Genomic DNA, 19,652 nt, shown 5'->3' on the forward strand with positions numbered 1-19,652 from the left:
CAAGCCTGATGTCATAAGTTTAATTATCTATAATCCATCAATTCTACTCTTCCTTCAAATCTAGAGGAATCTCAATCACAAATTCTGTCCCTTTTCCCCGTTGACTATTCATCTGTAACTGACCTTTATGCTTTTCGACAATAATCTGATAACTAATCGCCAAACCTAAACCTGTTCCTGACCCCACAGGCTTTGTCGTAAAAAAGGGATCAAAGATTTGGCGTTTGATCTCATCATTCATCCCTGAACCATTATCGGCAATTTTAATAACCACATTGGTATTGTCTTTAATTTCCGTACAAATCCAAATCGTTGGTGTTAGCGGATTCGATTCAAACCCATTGTTGCCTGTTCTCCATTTCGCTTTCTCCTGATCAATGGCTTCAATGGCATTGGTGATAATAGATGTAAATACTTGGTTAAGCTGACCACCATAACAGCCAATTTTAGGCAGATCGCTATACTCTTTAATCACTCGAATAGCGGGTCGGTCTGACTGAGCTTTAAAACAGTGCTGTAACAAAAACAGTGTATTGTTAATTCCTTGATGAATATCCGTTAATTTAAAATCTGATTCATCCAAATGAGAAAAACTCCGCAACAACAGAATAATCTGACATATTCGTTCTGCCCCCACTTGCATTGAGTTGAGAATTTTGGGTAAATCTGACTGCAAAAAATCCAAGTCAATGGCTTCAGTCTCTGCAACAATTTCGGGGCTGGGATTGTTGTAGGTACGTTGATAAGAATGAAGCAAGTGTAAGAGTTCTTCTAGATAAGTTTTTGTAATTGAAGCATTACTGTAGATAAAATTCAACGGATTATTAATCTCGTGGGCGATTCCGGCAACCATCCGACCCAAACTTGACATTTTTTCGGATTGAATGAGTTGAAGTTGGGTTTGTTGTAATTTTTTTAATGCCTGCTCAAGTTCTAAGGATCTTTGCCGTTCTTTATCTTGTGAATCCAATAGTTTTTTATTTTGGTTAATGAGTCGCTTTTGCAGATTTCTCAAGGCAAGATGGGTTTGGACGCGACACAATACTTCTTCGGGTTGTAGGGGTTTGGTGATATAATCAACTGCACCAATTTTAAAGCCTTGGACTTTATCGACGGTATCAGACAGCGCGGTCATAAAAATTATGGGAATATCTTGAGTCGATGGATCAGATTTTAGGCATTTACAGGTTGTAAATCCATCCAATCCCGGCATCATTACATCTAATAAAATCAGATCCGGCTGGGCATATTGCACTTGTTCAATCGCACTTTCTCCATCTAAGGCGACTAAGACTTTGAAGTCAGATTGAGTTAAATACTCAAAGAGAAACCCTAAATTGGTGGGGTTATCATCGACAATCAGCAGTTTACTTTTCTCCGGAACTTGAAGGGTCATAATGAATGATAAATGATGAAACAAGCAACCAACCAAGACATATAGTGATTAATAGGGTAATGGTTTGGCTAAAAAGATGTAATCAAGAATTCCTGGAATACCCCTGACGGCTGAATAATGGATTGCCTTAGAGGAGAAGGAATACAATGAACCATGAACCATGAACTATCAACCATCAACAAGATGATCTTGAATCAGTTCCCGCAGTTGTTTCAATCGAAACCCTCTCGCTAACTGACAAATTTGGCTGGTTAAGGGTTCAAATTGCGAATTTTGTTGGGCTAGAGATTCAGCGCGTTCGATAATGCCTTGGATATCCCCCATTTTAACTAAATCAGCTAATGCTGTAATTTCTGATGCGGGTAGGGAAATAATCGGCGTCTGCGTCAGAGTAGCCGCCTTCGTTGGGGAGAGAGATTGGGGTAGGGAATAAATCCATTCTAGGTTTAAATGGAGTGCGATCGCGTCGAGAAGTTGCTGGGTTTCCACAGGCTTGGCGAGAAAACCTCGACACCCGGCGGCGAGACTCTCCTGCTGAATCTGGGGGTAGACACTGGCAGAAAGCGCGATCGCGACGATATCTTTATCCTGAAGTTGGGGTAATGCTAGCATTCGGCGTGTGGTTTCCAATCCATCCATCTCTGGCATCACTAAGTCGATTAAAATTAGATCGGGATAACATTCGACAACCTTCTGCAAACAGTCTAAACCATCAACTGCCTCTATTATTTCAAACCCTAAAGGCTTTAGCATCGCCCGCAATAGAGTACGATTCACTCTATTATCATCCACAATCATTAATTTCCGTTTGTCCCCTTTGAAGCCTGTAATCCGGCGTTTGGTAGAAGGATTCGGTTCGTGCCATCCTGAGACTAAGGGTAAATTAATATCAAACCAAAATGTACTCCCCTTACCGGGAATACTCTTAACTTTAATTTCACTCCCCATCAGTTGAATTAATTTCTGGCTAATCGCCAATCCCAATCCCGTTCCTTCAGTCGCATGGCTATGATCACTGACTTGATGGAAGGGTAAAAAGATTTTGGTTAATTGACTCAAATCAATACCCACACCTGTATCTTTAATTTGAAAACGAATTGTTTTACAGTGTTGACCCTTCGCCACCTTCGAGTAAACCGGGTTTGTCGGGGCGGGTTTAGGGACTTGATTTTGACTATTAATGGTAACGTTTGTACAAAACCCGCCCTGGTTTGATTCAACGGCATAATTTGTACAAGCCGATTTTACATCGATTCGATTGACAACACTCACCGTAAATGTCACCTCACCCCGATCCGTAAACTTAATCGCATTACTGAGTAAATTACACAGAACCTGTCGCAGTCGTTTGTTATCTGCCATCACCCCATTAGGAAGGGGTGAAAGCACTTGATAGGTAAAGATAATATCTTTTTGTTGGGCACGTAACTGAAACAAATCAGCCAGACTATGGAGAAAGTTGGGCAAGTGAAACTCTGTGGGATAGAGTTCCATCTTTTGCGCTTCAATCTTAGCTAGGTCAAGAATGTCATTAATTAACGTGAGCAGGTGTTCACCACATTGATAAATAATGTTCAAATTATGGTGCTGTGCATTGGTTAAGGTTGTGTCTTGTTTGAGCAATTGAGCATACCCTAAAATACCATTCAGCGGCGTGCGGAGTTCATGACTCATATTGGTCAAGAATTCGCTTTTGGCACGGTTGGCAATTTCGCTGCGTTTGGCTTCTCGAACTGCCACTTCTTTCGCTTGCTGGAGGGCTTCTTCGGCTTGCTTGCGTTCGGTAATATCTAAATAGGCAACAACCACACCCGAATCCCGTAACGGAATCGGTGAAGCTGTCGCACTAATCCAGGTAATTTTTCCATCTGGCTTAACGATTCCAGCTTCATGGTTTTTGATCACTTGGTTTTGAATTAAGGCTTTGACATTAGCAAATTCGGATCGGGGCATTACTGTGCCATCGGGTCGGATCACGTTCAATTGTGGTGTCACATATTTAGCATTAATTCGGTCAGAAACCGATAAGCCTAAAATTTTCTCACTCGCCGCATTCGCTTCAATCAAATTCCCCTGTTTATCGGTGATTGAAATCCCAATGGGTAAGATTTGAAACAGGGTTTTATATTTTTGTTGGCTTTCCCGTAATGCCTTTTCCATGCGCTTGCGATCGCTAATGTCAATGTAGGCAATGGCAACGCCATAATCAGCGAGAGGAATGGGGGCGGCGGTGACGCTAATCCAAGTGATTTTATCCTTGGCTTTGACGATTCCCATTTCCATATTTTCAATGACTCGGTTTTCGGTTAAAGCGCGAACACTGGCAAATTCAGAGGCTGGCATAGGAGTACCATCGAGTCGAATAATTTGCCAATTGGGAGCATCATAAGTGCGACTGGTGTGTTCTTGATAGGATAGTCCTAAAATTTCCTGACTGGCGGAATTGGCTTCAATAATATTTCCCCCTTTATCAGTAATGGAAATACCAATCGGAAAGATTTGAAACAGGGTTTTATATTTCTGCTGACTTTCTCGCAATACCTCTTCCATTTGTTTGCGATCATTGATATCCTCACAAACGACGGCTATATATCGGGGTGAACTCTCTTCATCTTTAATCATCGATACCGTGATCCGACCCCAAACACAAGCACCATCTTGGCGCAGATAGCGTTTATCGATGGTGTAGTTTGTGCGTTTTCCGCACACGATTGAATCAAATAAGTCGGTATCCAGAGACAAGTCTTCCGGGTGAGTCAACCGAGAAAAATGCATTCCGATGATTTTATCGGGGGAGTAGCCTAGAAACCGACAATTGGCTTCGTTAGCTGTCAGAATATACCCGTCGAGATCCAGTAGGGTAATTCCCACCGAGACATTCTCAAAAATAGACCGGAATTGTTCTTCACTCTCTCGTAACGTTTTTTCAGCCTGTTGGCGATCGCGAATTTCTCGTTTGAGTTCTTCATTGGCTTGCTGTAAGGCTTCGGTGCGTTCTTTCACCCGTTGTTCTAATTCAGCATTCAAGCTTAATATTTTGGCTTCGGCTAATTTTATCGTGGTAATATCGGTGGCGACACCTAAAATTTGTTGAGGTTTGCCATCGGGAGTTTTGGCAAACACTGTATCTCGGCTATAAAGCCAACACCATTCCCCATTGGCACGACGCATTCGGTATTCAGTTTCGATAATTTCTCGATTGGAAGCTGTCGCAAAGCCTTCAATTCGTGCCGCTAATTTGGCTAAATCATCCGGGTGCATCAGTTGAGGAAACAGGGTTTCTCCCATGGCTTGTACTGTTTCCGGAGAATACCCTAAAATCTCAGTGATGGTGCGATTACTATAGATATTACGCTGTTCGATGATGTCGTAAATATAAACAATAGCGGAAATGGATTGACTAATTTGTTCAATCACATGCTGGGATTGCCGCAATGCCTTTTCCGCTTGCTGATGTTCAGTTACATCTCGCAACACTAATAGATGATGATCTGGCAACATATTGGCAGTACCTTCTAACTCTACATCGCGTTGAGTCCCATCGGCACGCCAGAGACAAAAGTTGTGGGTGATTCGCCCTTGGGCGAGAAAGGAATGCCAGTGATGAAGACTAATCGGTGTCGTCTCCAATATCGTGTGATGCAGGAGTTGATCCTCAGACAATTTAAATAACTCACCCGCCGCCCGATTGACTCGGAGTAATTTTCCCTGACTATCAGCAATCACCATAGCATCCAGGGAGTCATTGAAGATGGCTAGAAACGCACAAGCCTCAGAATCCCCCCTTTGTTCCTGAAACGGGCATGACGTCGGGTTCGCCTGTGGGGTAGGGTTGGGGTGGCTGGCTTGTTGATGGATAACCATACTGTATTCTTGCGATCGCGTGCGTGAGGTTTGCCCAAACCCGGTATTCCGCCATTGATGCGACAGATCCTGGGTTGGGGCATACTCCTATCTACAGTGCGATCGTCATCGAATCCCTATTTTGACGCCCCAGTTTGACACCATGACCCCTGATCCGCCTGATTGCCTACCACAAAAATAAATTGAATAGCTTTTATTTAATACTCTTTTAATACTCTTGTCCGATTCGCTACAGTCCAGAAACTATAAACTTTTGAAACAGATTTTTATCCTCAGAATTTCCTCAGATTTCGGTTTTAGTCTAGAGATAAAGCAGAGTTGTCGTAGATTGTATCACACTCTACAGTCTCGTCAAACCACGCCAATAACGGTATCGTACCGGAATTGAATTGAACTCTACTGCAAATAGGAAGGAAAAAGATGTTTAGTCATAGTTGTCTTTGTTGCTCACACACCTTACTCAGGCACATTCGCTCTCACCAAGTCTACTGGTTCTGTCCCCATTGTTACCAATCCATGCCTGAATCCCTTGAACCCTACTCACGGCTGAATGCATCCCAGCTTTTCGAGCTTTCTGTTGTAAAATCTTATAAAATTGGTAATAGCCCACGCAAACAAGTGACCCAAGTTCCTCAACTGTGCCATGTTGTCTAGAGTGTAGAGTCGTCGTTAATTAAATCCCTTTGCAAACTCATAAAACATTAAACATACGGCATCAAAAATTATTCTGCTTAGGCGAAACTATTATCCCCGATTTAAAAGAATTTTTTAATTATCGCCTAAGTGATGAACTTGCCCCGGACTTAGGGTGATAAGTACCTGGACATAAATTCTGTACGCTGTACTAAGAAATATTCACAAGCCTCAAATCATTACTGTTCCCTATTCCCTATTCCCTATTCCCTATTCCCTATTCCCTGTTCCCCAAGTACAGAAAAGCCAGTTATGATAGTATCTTGAAATAAGCTCAACTCTTATTTCATCAGGGGAATAGATAAATAATGCCAGATAGTCAGCGATGGGGTGAGGTATCCGCTTTAGTTTCAGGAACTTGCCCTGATTTTTCAGTCGTCCTCCCCCTCTATAATGAAGAAAAAAGTATTGCTGCTACACTGGAACACTTGCAGACAATTCTCAAATCTGCGCCGTGCAACTCGGAAATTATTGTAGTCGATGATGGTTCGACGGATCACACGGCTCAAATTTTACAACAGTATCCAACTATTCAAGTGATCCGCCATGGAATCAATCGAGGATATGGTGCAGCGCTAAAGACGGGAATTCGATGTGCTAAATACTCTATTATCGCGATTACAGACGGCGATGGAACTTATCCAAATGAACGCATTCCTGACTTAGTGAAACTGGCAATTCAAGCCGATATGGTAGTCGGGGCGCGGATTGGGGCTAATGTTCGCTATTCCCGAATTCGTAAGATTCCCAAGTGGTTTCTTGTCCACTTCGCCCAGTGGGTGACGAAGTATCGCATTCCTGATTTGAATAGTGGAATGCGGGTGTTTCGCAAAAATGTGGTGGAACGATTCTTGACTATTCTCCCGGATACTTTCAGTTTTACAACCACGATTACAATTGCCATGCTCACGAATAATTATATCGTCCATTACGAACCGATTGATTACTATCATCGAGTGGGCAAAAGTAAAATTAAGCCAATCCGTGATACCTTAGGGTTTATTCAGTTAATTCTTCGCATGGGCGTATATTTTGCACCAATGCGAATATTTTTCCCTGTGGCTAGTTTATTCTTTGTCGGCTTTTTAATTTCCCTGTTTCAAGATGTCTTTATTCGGCAGGATTTAACTGAATCGACTCTGATTCTTTTTGTCGCAGCTACCCAAATCGGTATGTTTGCGCTTTTAGCAGATATGATTGACAAACGTAGTAATCGGATCTAATACTAAATCCGGGTCACTTACCAAGGACAAATGACAAATGACCGTTTACGTTAAACTGTGCTGACTTACTGACTACTCTTTTTATAAATTTTTATTTCTGGATTAATTTTATCGAAATTGGAGTAAACATACATGTGATTGATATGTCGATAGCCTAATTCTTGATGATTTAGTAAATCCCATTGGGGATCAGCTTTATACTGAAAAACTAAATCGTAGTCGAGTTCTTCTGTTTCTAGTTTAGAGAAAAATTCATACTTAGGTGTACCTGCTTCAAAGCGACGACTATCGTAGGCACTCGTACCAATAATATAATCTGGATTTTTCTGTTTGAGAGTTTCCAGAGTCGGGCGCTTGAGACTTTCGGAGCTAAATTTTTCTAATCTGGGTAAGTATTTAGCGTCACCAGCTCCTAAAATAAAATCGTTGGGGGTAATGGTTTTTATCATCCATTGTTCCACTGAGTATCGCGAATCATGGGTCATCAATACATTGACGGATGTGGCATAAAAAAAGGTATAAATAAATACAACTATAATTGATAAAGCTTTAACGCGAAATAGCTGGGAATAGGACTTAAGAAAATCCCCGATTAACTTGCCACCAAAAAACGCCAAAATTAGACATACGGGAAGCAGAAAACGCAGGGCGTTATACATGACAATGCTGACAAAAAATAAATAATACGAGACAATCGGAATCAGTAAACAGAGGAGATAATAGTGTTTCCGTTGCCAAACAGCCTTGAGCAAACCCAGTATGCAGATTCCGTATAAAAACCAGCCAAAAGACACTCTAATATGCCTCAAGCTTTGCCAAAACATGGTCAGGTGTCCAAAAATATTTCGCTCAAATCGAGGACTGATGGTAGCGCCCCCTGATGTAATATCATTGACATGAGCAAAGAAACCATTTAAGTTAAATACAACGTTATGGATAGCGAGGAATAGGGCAAGTCCTACGCCTAATGAAAGAACAATTTTTCGGTCTTTCAGGGCATTTTTTAGGGTGACGGATGAATCACGTTGCTGCAAATATTGATAGTGCTGCCATACAATAAAGCTAGGGGTTAGGATATAGAAGGCATACGCTTGGTCTTTCGTGGCAACCGCAATCGCGGCTGTCGCTGCAAATAATAGATAATCCCTAGTTTGTTGCTTTTTTAAGAGGCGGATATAAAAGAGTAATGATAACATGAACCAAAATAAATAGGGGATATCAAGGTTAATGGTTTTGGCATAATAAATAAAGGGTAAATTCAAGCTGGTGATGACGGTAGCAAAGAATGCTGATTGTTGATCATAGAGTTCTTGTCCAATTTTATAGACAATCCCTAAAATCCCGGCTGCCATAATCAGACTGAGAACTCTGCCGATATAAAATAACAGGGTATAGGTGGGTAAACTATAGACATTTACCACACCCAATTGATGGAGGAGCAAGACAGGGGAATAGAAAAGCGTAAGCAGGTAGAAATGAAATGGTGGATACTTATAATGCCACCCATTAGCAAATCCTTGTTCCACGGCTTCCAACACTCGTATCGGCGTGAGTTCGTCCGCCGCCCAGCCGTTAAAACTGGGTAACCCCCAGTTAATTCCCCAAAGGTTAATCAATAGACTAAAAATCACTAAGGCGCAAAAGGCTCTATCGATAGTTTTTGATGGTACAGCAGTCTTCAACGGATTATCCTCCAATCTGATTTTCCTATTTGGGTAGTTATAGTATAAGATTGCTAGGAGTCCATTACCCATTCCCGAAAATTATCAGATTTTTGGACACAACTCAAATAGGATTGCTATAGTTCACAATATCAGCGTTTATGGTGTTAAAGCGCAACTACGAACTATTTGACTTTAAAGACATTTTGCGTCTAATACTATAAATCGTTGGGTTTGAAAGATGGAGCATTTTGGAATTAAGGGGGGAATGGCTAAGGGTGTTCCTTGTTCTATTCTGAGGCTGGCTTCTGTGGCGATAGGTTGAAATTGTTGTATCCATTTGTTGTGGGTGATATAGTCGAGGGTAAAGGCGGATTGGTCGATTAGCCAGAAGTCTATATTATAGTGTTGGACGAATGTTTTGATCTCGCTTAGGTTGGGACTGTATTGAGCGCGAATTAAGTCAATGGCGCGTTGGCGCAAGGGGATGTAATAGCCGAGGTGATAGGGGATGGCATATTCCCAACTGACTAAAATGGAACGGTGAGAAAAGGTGGGGAGGTTATCGGCTTCTCTGGATAGGGAGGCGATGCGGCTATCTTTGGGTTGATGGGTAAAAAATTGGTAAAGTTCAGGTGCGGTTCCGATTTCGTAGGCGGTTTTGGGGAAGTCTGTGACGAGGAGGGGGTAGAATAGCAGGATTCCGGCGAGGATTGTGGCGAAACCGATGGCGATGATTTTTGTTTTCTGGAATAGTCCATGACATAAAATGGTTAAGGCGATTCCTGTGGCGATGGGGAGGAGGAGTCGTAAGGTGTGTTCAGTGTAACGACTGGGTAAATGGAGTTGGAAGAGTCGTAAATGGGCGGTAAAAAATAGAGTTAGGGAGATGAGGAGAATTTGAGGGAGGAGGATGATTGAGGGTTTTATCTGTCGGGTTAGGGGGAAGTGTTTGGAAATTTTACCCAAAAAGGGTAAGAAGAGGGCGGCGTATAGTAAGATAGGGAGGGATTGGCGTCGAGGGAGAAGACCACTGCGATCGCCATTTAACCAGAAATCCCAGAAATTATCGGTAAAAAAGCTGGCTCGCCCCCCCGCCCAGAATTCCCGCATTTGTTGGGCTTGGCTGGCGGTAATAATTGGCTCAAACTCGGATGTGGTGATGGCGTAGGGTAACATGACGCAAAATGCCACGATTAAACCCGCCGCGCAGAAGTAATAATCCTTCCTTTCCCGCGACAGTCGTAATTGTCCCCCTTGCCATTTCCCTAACTGGAGAATTAAGACTCCACTGGAGATGAGAACACTTTGGGGATAGAACCATCCTTGTAGCGCGATCGCACCTAAACTGGGAATGAGCGATCGCCTGATTAGATAATACCAGAATCCCAGAAGTAATGGATAGACAAATGCTCTGGGTGTGGCGGAGACTAAATCATCCCGCATCCACAGGGTTTGATTGACGAGGAGGGAACTAATAAATCCGGCGATGGGTAGGGGGAGGAGTTGTAGGGTGAGTGCAAAGGCGTAAGCCGTGGTGATTAGGGTGAGGAGTAGGGGGAGGAGTTTACTCAGGGTTAGGGGTGTGATTCCTAGGTTGGCGATGAGTTGGTAGATTGTTTTATAGCCGACGGGAACGACGGATTGGAAATAATCGGCAATGATATCATTGGGGAATAATTGGGAATCTATATATCGCTGCATCCAAAAGACGTGTTGTCTGGCGTCATCTTGGACAATATAAGGGGAATTGAAGGCTTTTTGTAGGGCTAAAAGGCTATAACTGGTGGCAATGATGAGGCTGAGGGATAACCAGAAAATTACTCTGGTTTGGGATTGATGCGTGATGAGGGAGAGTCGGGTTTTTTTGGGGTGGTTTTTCGGCATAGAGAGACGGATTTTTGAATGGTTTGTAGAAGGGAAGAGTCGATTTTTTTCAACGCAGAGGTTCGCAGAGGGAAAGCGCAGAGGTTCGCAGAGGGAGCGCTCCAGGTAGTATTGGGGGTTGTGGGGGGTTCAATCAAGGCAATAACTTTAAAATATATACGATAATTTCTGTTTCTCCCCCATCATCCCATCACCCCATCACCCCATCACCCCATCACCCCATAACCTCACAACAGCACACCCTAATTAGGGGACAAGATTTGCCAAAGCCATCCTAATTCATAGACGGGTTTTATTTGATAGGGGGATTGCTGTTCGAGTTCAGCCCGTAAGTCATTGGTGGGTTGAAATAAAAATACATCGCTAAATTGATTGAGATTATCGGGAAGTGGGGGGGCTTCGATTACTATTAACTGGATTTCGGGGTTGAGCCAATAACTCAGCGATGTGGTTCTCACGACACTGCTACTTATGACTAAAGGGGTGGGAGATTGATTGACAATCCGAGCGACTTGGGGGTCATAGTAATTGGTGTATTTGTTCCACCAGGTTTCGGATTGAGAACTCACCGCACCGGATAAAACTCCTAGAGAAATTAAAAAAACGGTTCCCACTTGCCACAGTTTCTGTTGTCCAGCTTTGGTAAAACCGGGAGTCATTTTGACGCTGAGTAAGTAAGCCACCGCCAATTGAATACCCAAAAAAATAGGGATGAGATAACGGGCAATCGTCGAACGTTGTCCCCGCCCCAGTAAATCGGGTAAGGCTAAAGGGAGTGCTGTGACACTGATTAAAATTAGGACAAATAACCAAACCAGTTTCGGTGTGGTGCGAATCAGAAAATAGATTGCGTAAGCTACCAGAAGTAGAATTGGGATGACGAGATAAGTTAATGGATAGTTCAACCCAAATTGTCCATTATCCATACCATAGCGAATATCGAATAGTTGCTTATCATAGCTAATTTGCGGATCAAAAAATACGGCGGCTAGATTAAACATCCAACGCTTGAAGAGAATCCATAGTGGAATATCTTTTGATGTCCAACCTGTGGCTCGAACTTCGCGAATTAAGACGAACCAGGGTAAGAATGCCACGATTGCTCCGATTAAGGCGAACAGATATGCCTTGAACTGTTGAGTTAACCGCCAGCGATTCATGGCGGCGACGTAGATGGCTTGAGCGATTAACACCAGGAATGAGAGTAAATGAGAATAGAGTGCCAGTGACAGAGTTACGGCATAAATCCCCCAATTTACTGGCGTTTTCATTCGCATTGCTCGGAGTAAAGCGGCACAGGATAGTAAAATAGTTACCGTCCATAAACTATATTGCCGTGCTTCTTGGGCGTAGAGGATATGAACTGGAGAAACGGCAATCAGGGAAACGGCAACCCATCCGGTTATCGGAGATTCAAATAACTCCCAACATAGCCAGTATATTGCCGGAAATACCAATAGACTGATGAACGCGGATAAGCTGCGAGTAATAGGGGGAGTATTGCCAAACCAGCGCACCCAGAAATGAGCCATTAAATAATATAATGGTGGATGCTCGGATTTATTGACCAATGCCTTCATCGTATCGTTTAAGCCGTTTTGGGGGCGAGGTTGTAGATAATCTTGTAAGGCTTTAACTTGAATTATATCGCCGTTGAAGTTATCCTGACTATACTCTTGAATGGTATGTCCGGAGACGCGAACTGATGTATAAATTTCATCTGTCCAATAGACTTTTTTTCCTAGGTTAGCGAAGCGAAAAAATAAACCCAAGATGATTGTTATTGCCACACAAGCTATTATGACCTGATGACGAATTTCTTTCATGTTCTCACCCTAACTTCCTGCCGCTGCCCTAGAAGGGCGGGTTTAAGGTAGGGGCAGGTTTTACTACTATCATTCAGGGTTGCACCCAGATATGACTAAACCCGCCCCGACAACGTTTTTGCCATAAGTTATCTATAAAACCCGCCCCTACACCCCAGCTTTCTTTATTCAGCAATCCCCATAATACATTGCGCGTCTAGAACCATCAAAGCATCCGTCTCGAATACACTACACTGTTCTGTAACCTGAGACAAGGCGGGATTTATTCCTGCCTGCAACTGAGCAATCGCTTCTGTCGCTGGGGGATACTGCATCAACCAATTACTCCCTGCAATATAGTCGGGTGTAAACGCGGCACGATGCACTAAAAAAAAGGTGACGCCATAGCGTTGAATAAACTGTTGTACCTGGGATAAGTCTGGACTATACTGAGCCTGAATCAAATCAATCGCCCGTTGACGAATCTGATTATAGTACCCGACATGATAGGGAATCGCATACATTTCACTGACTAAAACCGGCTGCTGGGAAAACGTCGGTAAATTATTGGCTTCTTCATCAAGGGAAGCAATCAGACTCGGCTGCGGTTGTTGAGCTAAAAATTCATATAAACTGGGATACTGACCTTGTTTATATCGGGTAAACGGGAAACTCACAAAACAGGGATAGAAAATAAGTATCATCCCCAAAACCGCCGTAACTACCCAGGCGAAGCCTCTTCTAAAGCGGTGAGAGGTAACCCTTGCCCAATAAACCAATGCATCTACTACTACCACAAACGCGATCGCACTCGCCAATGCCATGACGATTCGCAGGCTATGGGTGGTATACCGAATCGGCAGATGTAGCCTAAACAAGAAAACATGGGCGAGAACAAACGTCATACCCGCCGTTATCACCATCTCAGGTAAAATCGCCATACCCCTCGTCACCTGCTTCACCAAGGGAAAGCGGGAGGGATAGCGCCACAGTATCGGCAGTAGTAACCCCAGATACAGTAACGGCGGTAGAGACAATCCCCCCAAAAAACTACTACGCTTGCCAAACAGCCAAAACTCCCAAGGATTCGCATCAAAAAAAGGGGTTCTCCCCTCAGGCATAAACTCCGGTAATCCTCTCGCCGCAGACGCCGCGATCGCAGGCCCAAATTCATTAGACTGTACAGTGTAGGGTAGCAGTACCAGAATCGCCACCGCCAATCCTAACCCACCCAACCAATAATCCCGGCGATTCCCCGAAAGCCGCCATCGCCCCCCTTGCCAGTTTCCCATCTGCAAAATCAGGATTCCCGCACAGATCAACACATACTGAGGATAGAATACCCCCAAAAGCGCGATCGCACCCAGACAAGGAAACAGTGAGCGCCGCAGCAAATAGTACAAAAACGCCAACACAATTGGATAAACAAACGCTCTCGGCGTACCCGAAATCAGAGTATAGGTTGTCCAAAGATTTTGATTCAGCAATAGAGATGCCGTAAATCCAGCGATTGGCAGAGGTAACAATTCCAAACCAATACCAAAACAGTAACCCGTGGTAATCACTCCCAAAATAGTCGGCACCAGCTTATTAAATACCAGGGGATGAATCCCAAAACCTGCCATAATCTGATACAGCGTCGCATATCCAACTGGCGCAACCGACTGATGATAATCGGCAATTAAATCATCCGCAAATAGCCGTGGCTCTAAAAACTGTTGCATCCAGAACACATGCTGTCTGGCATCACTATCCACCAAATAGTCACTACTAAACGCCTGCTGAAGTGCCAAAAGACTATAAACAACAGAAAACGTCAAACTGAGACTGAACCAAACGATAATCTGAGAACGAGATAGTTTGTCATTCGTCATTTGTCATTCGTCATTTGTCAGGGAACAGGGAACAGTGAACAGTGAACAGTCAACATTTAACAGTAACGAATGTCCTAACCTGCATTAGTACGACTATAAAACCCACTCTTACATCAAAATATGCCATATTCATTAAGAACATCCTCCTCTCCAAAACCGCGACTCGCCCCATTAACATCCCGCAAAAACCTCTGCGCTTCTCTGCGCTTCCCTCTGCGTACCTCTGCGTTTAAAAATAAAATCATGAGACAACAAATCTAACCTAACAAAGGACAAATGACTAATGACTAATACCCAAACAATCCGCCGACAAAACAACCAACCCCTCCCCCTCAAACACCATACATCGTTCCATCTTTGCCGCCAAAACCGGAAGCCCTCCTCCTTGCAAACTCAACCTCGCCCCTGTCGCCGCCGCCTCATACTCTTGAATCCAACGATTACCCATCACATACTCCGGCGTAAACGCCCCCTGTTCCACTAACCATAAATCCACCCCATACCGCCGAATAAAATCTTGCACCACTCCCTCATCTAAACTATACTGAGCCTCAATCAAATCAACCGTCCGCCGATACATTTCATGGTAATAATCCAAATGATAAGGCAACGCATATCCCTCTCCCCCCACTAAAATCGAGCGCTGGGCAAACGTCGGTAAACTATTCGCTTCCTCCGTCAACGAAGCAATCACTGTATCTTGCGGTTGTTGTTGCAGAAACTCGTAAAGTTCTGGCATCGTTCCCACCGTGTAACGACTTATCGGAAACGGGTAATCATTCGCTTGCAAAAGACTGGGATAAACCATAAGAATAGCCACCAAACCCCCCATAAACCCAACCCCCCAAAGCGGTTTCCCTTTCGTTTGAGCCACCCGTAAACCCGTATCTAACAAAATAGTCAGCGCCACAGCCGCCGCCAACGCCACCACAATCCGCAAACTGTGTTCTGTATAACGATTAGGAAGATGCAACTTAAATAGAAACAAATGAGCCGCGACAAACATACCCATCGATACCAGCAGCATCTGAGGTAAGAGCCTAATCCCCCCACTCACCCGTTTAACTAAAGGGAACCGCGAGGGATAGTTCAACAAAAACGGCAAAGAAAAACTTACCCAAACCTGTGGTGGTACTAAAAGAATCGAATACTTTGCCATCAACCGACACCATTCCGTTGGCAGCATACCACTACGCTTACCACAAACCCAATAATTCCAGGGGTCATCATTAAAAAAACTTGACCATCCTTCAGCCGAAAAAGCCGATAATCTCCTCGCTTGTGTCACCGTAATTACAGAACCAAATTCTGACGGGTTTAAATAGGGGAAGAGAACCACACATGCGACTCCTAATCCCCACCCACAAAACCAATAATCTGAGCGCACTGGAGATAAGCGAAACCGCCCTTGTTCCCACCGCCCTAGCTGAACAATCAACAAAAGAGCCACAATCAAGACACACTGAGGATAAAATACCCCCAAAAGCGCGATCGCGACAAGAGCTGGTAGTAACAATCGGCGCAACCGATAATACACAAAAGCGAGAAATAGCGGATAGACAAAGGCGACAGGTGTAGCCGATACTAAATCATCTCTCATCCAGAGATTTTGATTCAATAGTAACGACGCGATAAATCCCGCCACGGGTACAGGCAAAAGTTGTAGAGTAATGCCAAAACAGTAGGCGGTAGCCACCAATCCCAACGTTGGCGGTAAAATCTTACTTAACGTCATCGGATCAATTCCTACCGTGGCAAAGAGTCGGTAGAATGTAGCATATCCCCAGGGTGCAACCGATTGAAAATAATCAGCAATTAAATCCCCAGGAAACACCTGTGAATCGAGAAACCGACGCATCCAAAAAACATGCTGCCGCGCATCATCCTGCACAATATAGTCATGACTCAACACCTCTTGCAGTGCTGGATATGCATAAATAGCAGCAAAAGTCAAGCTCAAACTCAACCAAAACACCTTCTGAGTGCGAGAGACTTTGCCAGTAAGTAGGTGGGAAAAGTTAAGGTTAAGGGCGGGGATTGTCATTCGTCATTTGTTGATTGTTCATGGTTCATTGGTCTTATGTCTTATGTCTTATGTCTTATGTGTAAAGTCATGTCCGACTATTTACCGCCACATTTGGCATACCCCATCAATCCTATTGATATCAATTGAACCGTAGGGGCGACCCGCTGCAAAAATGAACACAGTTCACCCATAAACCTTATCGGGTCGCCCTGCATCAGGTATCAGAAAAACCAATAAAAATCGACATGAACCATTGCCTAAAATTAAACCGTTATAGCCTTACAAAGGCAGGTTAAGACATTCTGTACTATTGCCTATTGCCTATTGCCTATCTGAAGACTTAACATAGAGAATATAACGCGAATTTTGATACGCGATCGCAAAATCTAGAGAGTGAGTGGTACTCGTGAGCAGATAATCAGCGCCATACTTATTCATCACAGCCTGGGCTTGGTCAGTGGTTAAGCTGTTATAACCAGCCCTCAGCGCCTGCTTCATCTTACTAAACGTGACTCGTTCACCCGGTTGGGGCCACGGGTTGAGTGTACCACTCAAGTCAGTGAGACGTTCATACCAGTCCAACACTCCCACCTTCGTCGGGGGGATAAACTTAAATTTGGCGACAGTGGGGCGTTCTGCTACCCAAGTAAAGGGGGTAAGTTCTGCGGGGGGTGTAACAATCAGCGCATCATCAGGGGTGTTCTTGCGAATCCAATCACTAATAGCTTTACCTTCCGGCTCTATCCCCTGTTGTTCACTGGGAAACTCAGATAGGGCAACTAAAGCTTGATGAAATTGTACAGCCTGAACAGTACAAGCTCCACTCAATAACACGATGCAAACGAATAACAAAATGGGTCTTGCTTTACCGATAAAGCTTTGCTCCAGGGCGCAAGCAAACAGCAGACAAGTATTCAAGGGTAGCATCACATCCCCCAGCCGAAACGGGTAATATTGTAGGAACGTACCCTGAGCATCAAACGGCGCGATCGCAAGTCCTAAGCCAAACGGTATCAAAGTCAATAGTGTGAACTCCGCCAGCCCCATCCGTACCGCATGTTCCTGAGACTGTCGCTGGCGCCAAAGTATTGCCGCACTCAGCGCCAACACTAGCAAGTAGACAGCAGGTTTTATCCACCATTCCGCCGACCAATAAAGGGGATTTAGGTGGTGAGGAGTACGGATGAACACATAAACATAGGACGGTTCGACAACACCTGTGGGACTAGGTGTCAATAAATGTTCCAGAATCGTGTAAATCGATAGCGCACTGGCTATCAGATAAATCGCCAGAACGGAACCCAGATAGCGGAGACTTCTAAAATGGTGGCGGCGTCTGAGTAGCAACCATCCTCCTATCACCAGAGACGCCCAACCCCCGACAAAAATGTGGAATAATGTGGCTAGCCCTAACCAGAGTGCCATCAGCCGATAGCGACCCGTTAACATCAGCCCAATGGTGAACAGCAATAGACCGTAAGCCACAGCTTTCGGCTCAACTCCTCCCACCAACCATTCACGGGCAACTATCCCTTGATTGTCATCCACATAGAGAAATAAGCCAACCGCCAACAGCAGCAAGGGCAAACTCAACCCCAACTTTCGACCCAGAAACACTAACCCGGAAGCCATCAGGGTGTAACACAACAGCCGCCCGATTAAAGACGTGGCTAAAAACCCCCAAGCCGCCGCCATTGAGCCAAACAATGCCAGGAATGGTATCCGATAGCCCGGAGGCTGATTGAGATACCAGTCTCCCGGAATCCAACTTGGGTCAGCATACTGTCTGGCAAATGGTAAAATATTGACTTCATTACCGCCACCCATATTGCCATCCAGCAGGAACCCCAAACTGAGGAATGCGGTGACGACCACAATTTGAATGCTGACTTGCTTCCAGTGGGTTCGTTCTTGATTAACCCGATTGGCTTGTATGGAATGACTTGATATCGTCTCGTTGGTCACTGGCGTGATACTTCCCCAAATTAAACCCTAATCGTTGCCAAGTATAGTATTGTCAGCGTCTCGTGAATAGCTCTTTTCTACATAACCCCGTTGATGTGTCGGGGCGGACGCGAGAAATTAATCGGGATTGTTTCCCCTACCTGGAATGCTAAACTTGCCTTGATCATCCGATCAAACGGTATCAGCTTAACCAATGCCGACATTTACAAGAGGAATTCAAGTGTGGTCAATGTTTTAGTTACAGGTGCAGCCGGCTTTATCGGATACCACCTCAGCCAACGGTTACTTGCCCAGGGTGATACCGTGATTGGACTGGATAACCTGAATGCTTACTATGATGTCTCCCTCAAACAAGCCCGACTCGCGCAACTGGAGAACCAACCGGGGTTTCGCTTTTATAAACTAGACTTAGCCGACCGCGAAGGGATTGCCCAGTTATTTGCCCAAGAATCCTTCGAGTTTGTCATCCATCTGGCGGCGCAGGCGGGAGTTCGCTATTCCTTGAAAAATCCCTACGCCTATGTGGATAGTAATCTGGTGGGTTTTACCAATATCCTGGAAGGGTGTCGCCATTCTGACATCAAGCATCTGGTGTTTGCTTCATCCAGTTCGGTATATGGTGCGAATACGAAGGTGCCGTTTTCAGTACAGGATAATGTCGATTGTCCTGTTAGCCTCTATGCGGCTACCAAGAAAGCGAATGAATTAATGGCTCATGCCTATAGTCATTTGTACAATATTCCAACAACAGGCTTGCGCTTCTTTACGGTTTATGGGTCGTGGTATCGTCCCGATATGGCATTATTTTTATTTACCAAAGCGATTCTGGCTGAACAGCCGATTAATGTGTTTAATTATGGTCGGATGCAACGGGATTTTACTTACGTTGATGATGTTGTCGAGGGTGTGGTGCGAGTCATGGGTAAGATTCCGCCGCCGGAAGCCTCAGGAAATGCTTCACCTGGTTCGAGAAGTTCTGCACCTTACAAACTCTACAACATTGGCAATAATCAACCGATTGAACTCTTGCAACTTATCGAAACCTTAGAACAATGTTTGGGCAAAACGGCGGTGAAAAATATGCTACCCATGCAACCGGGAGATGTGCCGATTACTTATGCGGATGTGGATGATTTAATGCAAGATGTGGGATTTAGACCGAATACGTCCATTGAAGTGGGTGTGGAACAATTTGTGCAGTGGTATCGGTCTTACTACAACATTTAATTTATTTTGTCAATGATCAGATTTAATCGGG

At 44.2% G+C, this 19,652-nt stretch carries 10 protein-coding genes; 2 read left to right on the plus strand and 8 right to left on the minus strand.

The window, feature by feature from the left end:
* Window positions 1–43: 43 nt before the first annotated feature.
* Both RIG66_RS06395 and RIG66_RS06400 read right to left on the minus strand, forming a co-directional pair.
* Window positions 44–1,396 carry a hybrid sensor histidine kinase/response regulator gene (locus tag RIG66_RS06395; RefSeq protein WP_446376290.1) on the minus strand — a complete coding sequence of 451 codons (1,353 nt, stop codon included), beginning with the start codon at window positions 1,394–1,396 and terminating at the stop codon, window positions 44–46.
* A gap of 168 nt (window positions 1,397–1,564) precedes the next feature.
* Window positions 1,565–5,260 (minus strand): PAS domain S-box protein, encoded by a 3,696-nt coding sequence (locus RIG66_RS06400; RefSeq protein ID WP_446376292.1) that lies wholly within the window; start codon window positions 5,258–5,260, stop codon window positions 1,565–1,567.
* 1,001 nt (window positions 5,261–6,261) lie between these two features.
* On the opposite strand from RIG66_RS06400, the gene RIG66_RS06405 reads away from it, so the two are divergent.
* Entirely contained in the window at window positions 6,262–7,176 is a 915-nt protein-coding gene (locus RIG66_RS06405; RefSeq protein WP_446376294.1) for a glycosyltransferase family 2 protein, read from the plus strand.
* Window positions 7,177–7,241: 65 nt separating this feature from the next.
* On the opposite strand, the gene RIG66_RS06410 is transcribed toward RIG66_RS06405, so the two are convergent.
* The 6 genes from RIG66_RS06410 to RIG66_RS06435 all read right to left on the minus strand — a co-directional run bounded on the left by RIG66_RS06410 (window position 7,242) and on the right by RIG66_RS06435 (window position 18,394).
* Window positions 7,242–8,858, minus strand: coding sequence for an ArnT family glycosyltransferase (locus RIG66_RS06410; RefSeq protein WP_446376296.1), 1,617 nt, complete (start codon window positions 8,856–8,858; stop codon window positions 7,242–7,244).
* Window positions 8,859–9,032: 174 nt separating this feature from the next.
* Complete coding sequence (locus RIG66_RS06415; RefSeq protein ID WP_446376298.1) at window positions 9,033–10,724, minus strand: hypothetical protein; 1,692 nt, start codon at window positions 10,722–10,724, stop codon at window positions 9,033–9,035.
* 242 nt (window positions 10,725–10,966) lie between these two features.
* Window positions 10,967–12,550 carry a glycosyltransferase family 39 protein gene (locus RIG66_RS06420; RefSeq protein ID WP_446376300.1) on the minus strand — a complete coding sequence of 528 codons (1,584 nt, stop codon included), beginning with the start codon at window positions 12,548–12,550 and terminating at the stop codon, window positions 10,967–10,969.
* Between the two features lie 164 nt (window positions 12,551–12,714).
* Window positions 12,715–14,403: a hypothetical protein gene (locus RIG66_RS06425; RefSeq protein ID WP_446376302.1), complete on the minus strand. Its 1,689-nt coding sequence runs from the start codon at window positions 14,401–14,403 to the stop codon at window positions 12,715–12,717.
* A 280-nt stretch (window positions 14,404–14,683) separates the two neighbouring features.
* Window positions 14,684–16,447 carry a hypothetical protein gene (locus RIG66_RS06430; RefSeq protein ID WP_446376304.1) on the minus strand — a complete coding sequence of 588 codons (1,764 nt, stop codon included), beginning with the start codon at window positions 16,445–16,447 and terminating at the stop codon, window positions 14,684–14,686.
* 303 nt (window positions 16,448–16,750) lie between these two features.
* Window positions 16,751–18,394 carry a DUF6798 domain-containing protein gene (locus RIG66_RS06435; protein ID WP_446376306.1) on the minus strand — a complete coding sequence of 548 codons (1,644 nt, stop codon included), beginning with the start codon at window positions 18,392–18,394 and terminating at the stop codon, window positions 16,751–16,753.
* Window positions 18,395–18,616: 222 nt separating this feature from the next.
* Here RIG66_RS06435 and RIG66_RS06440 point away from each other — a divergent pair, with 222 nt between their 5' ends.
* On the plus strand, window positions 18,617–19,621 hold the full coding sequence (locus RIG66_RS06440) for an NAD-dependent epimerase (protein WP_446376308.1): 1,005 nt from the start codon (window positions 18,617–18,619) through the stop codon (window positions 19,619–19,621).
* Window positions 19,622–19,652 lie beyond the last annotated feature (31 nt).

The sequence above is a fragment of the Coleofasciculus sp. E2-BRE-01 genome, assembly GCF_040221695.1.
Classification (GTDB): domain Bacteria; phylum Cyanobacteriota; class Cyanobacteriia; order Cyanobacteriales; family Coleofasciculaceae; genus Coleofasciculus.

Coding starts and splice junctions, on each gene's coding strand:
- RIG66_RS06395 (WP_446376290.1), bottom strand. CDS start 1,396: ATGACCCTTCAAGTTCCGGAGAAAAGTAAACTGCTGATTGTCGATGAT.
- RIG66_RS06400 (WP_446376292.1), bottom strand. CDS start 5,260: ATGGTTATCCATCAACAAGCCAGCCACCCCAACCCTACCCCACAGGCG.
- RIG66_RS06405 (WP_446376294.1), top strand. CDS start 6,262: ATGCCAGATAGTCAGCGATGGGGTGAGGTATCCGCTTTAGTTTCAGGA.
- RIG66_RS06415 (WP_446376298.1), bottom strand. CDS start 10,724: ATGCCGAAAAACCACCCCAAAAAAACCCGACTCTCCCTCATCACGCAT.
- RIG66_RS06420 (WP_446376300.1), bottom strand. CDS start 12,550: ATGAAAGAAATTCGTCATCAGGTCATAATAGCTTGTGTGGCAATAACA.
- RIG66_RS06425 (WP_446376302.1), bottom strand. CDS start 14,403: ATGACGAATGACAAACTATCTCGTTCTCAGATTATCGTTTGGTTCAGT.
- RIG66_RS06430 (WP_446376304.1), bottom strand. CDS start 16,447: ATGACAATCCCCGCCCTTAACCTTAACTTTTCCCACCTACTTACTGGC.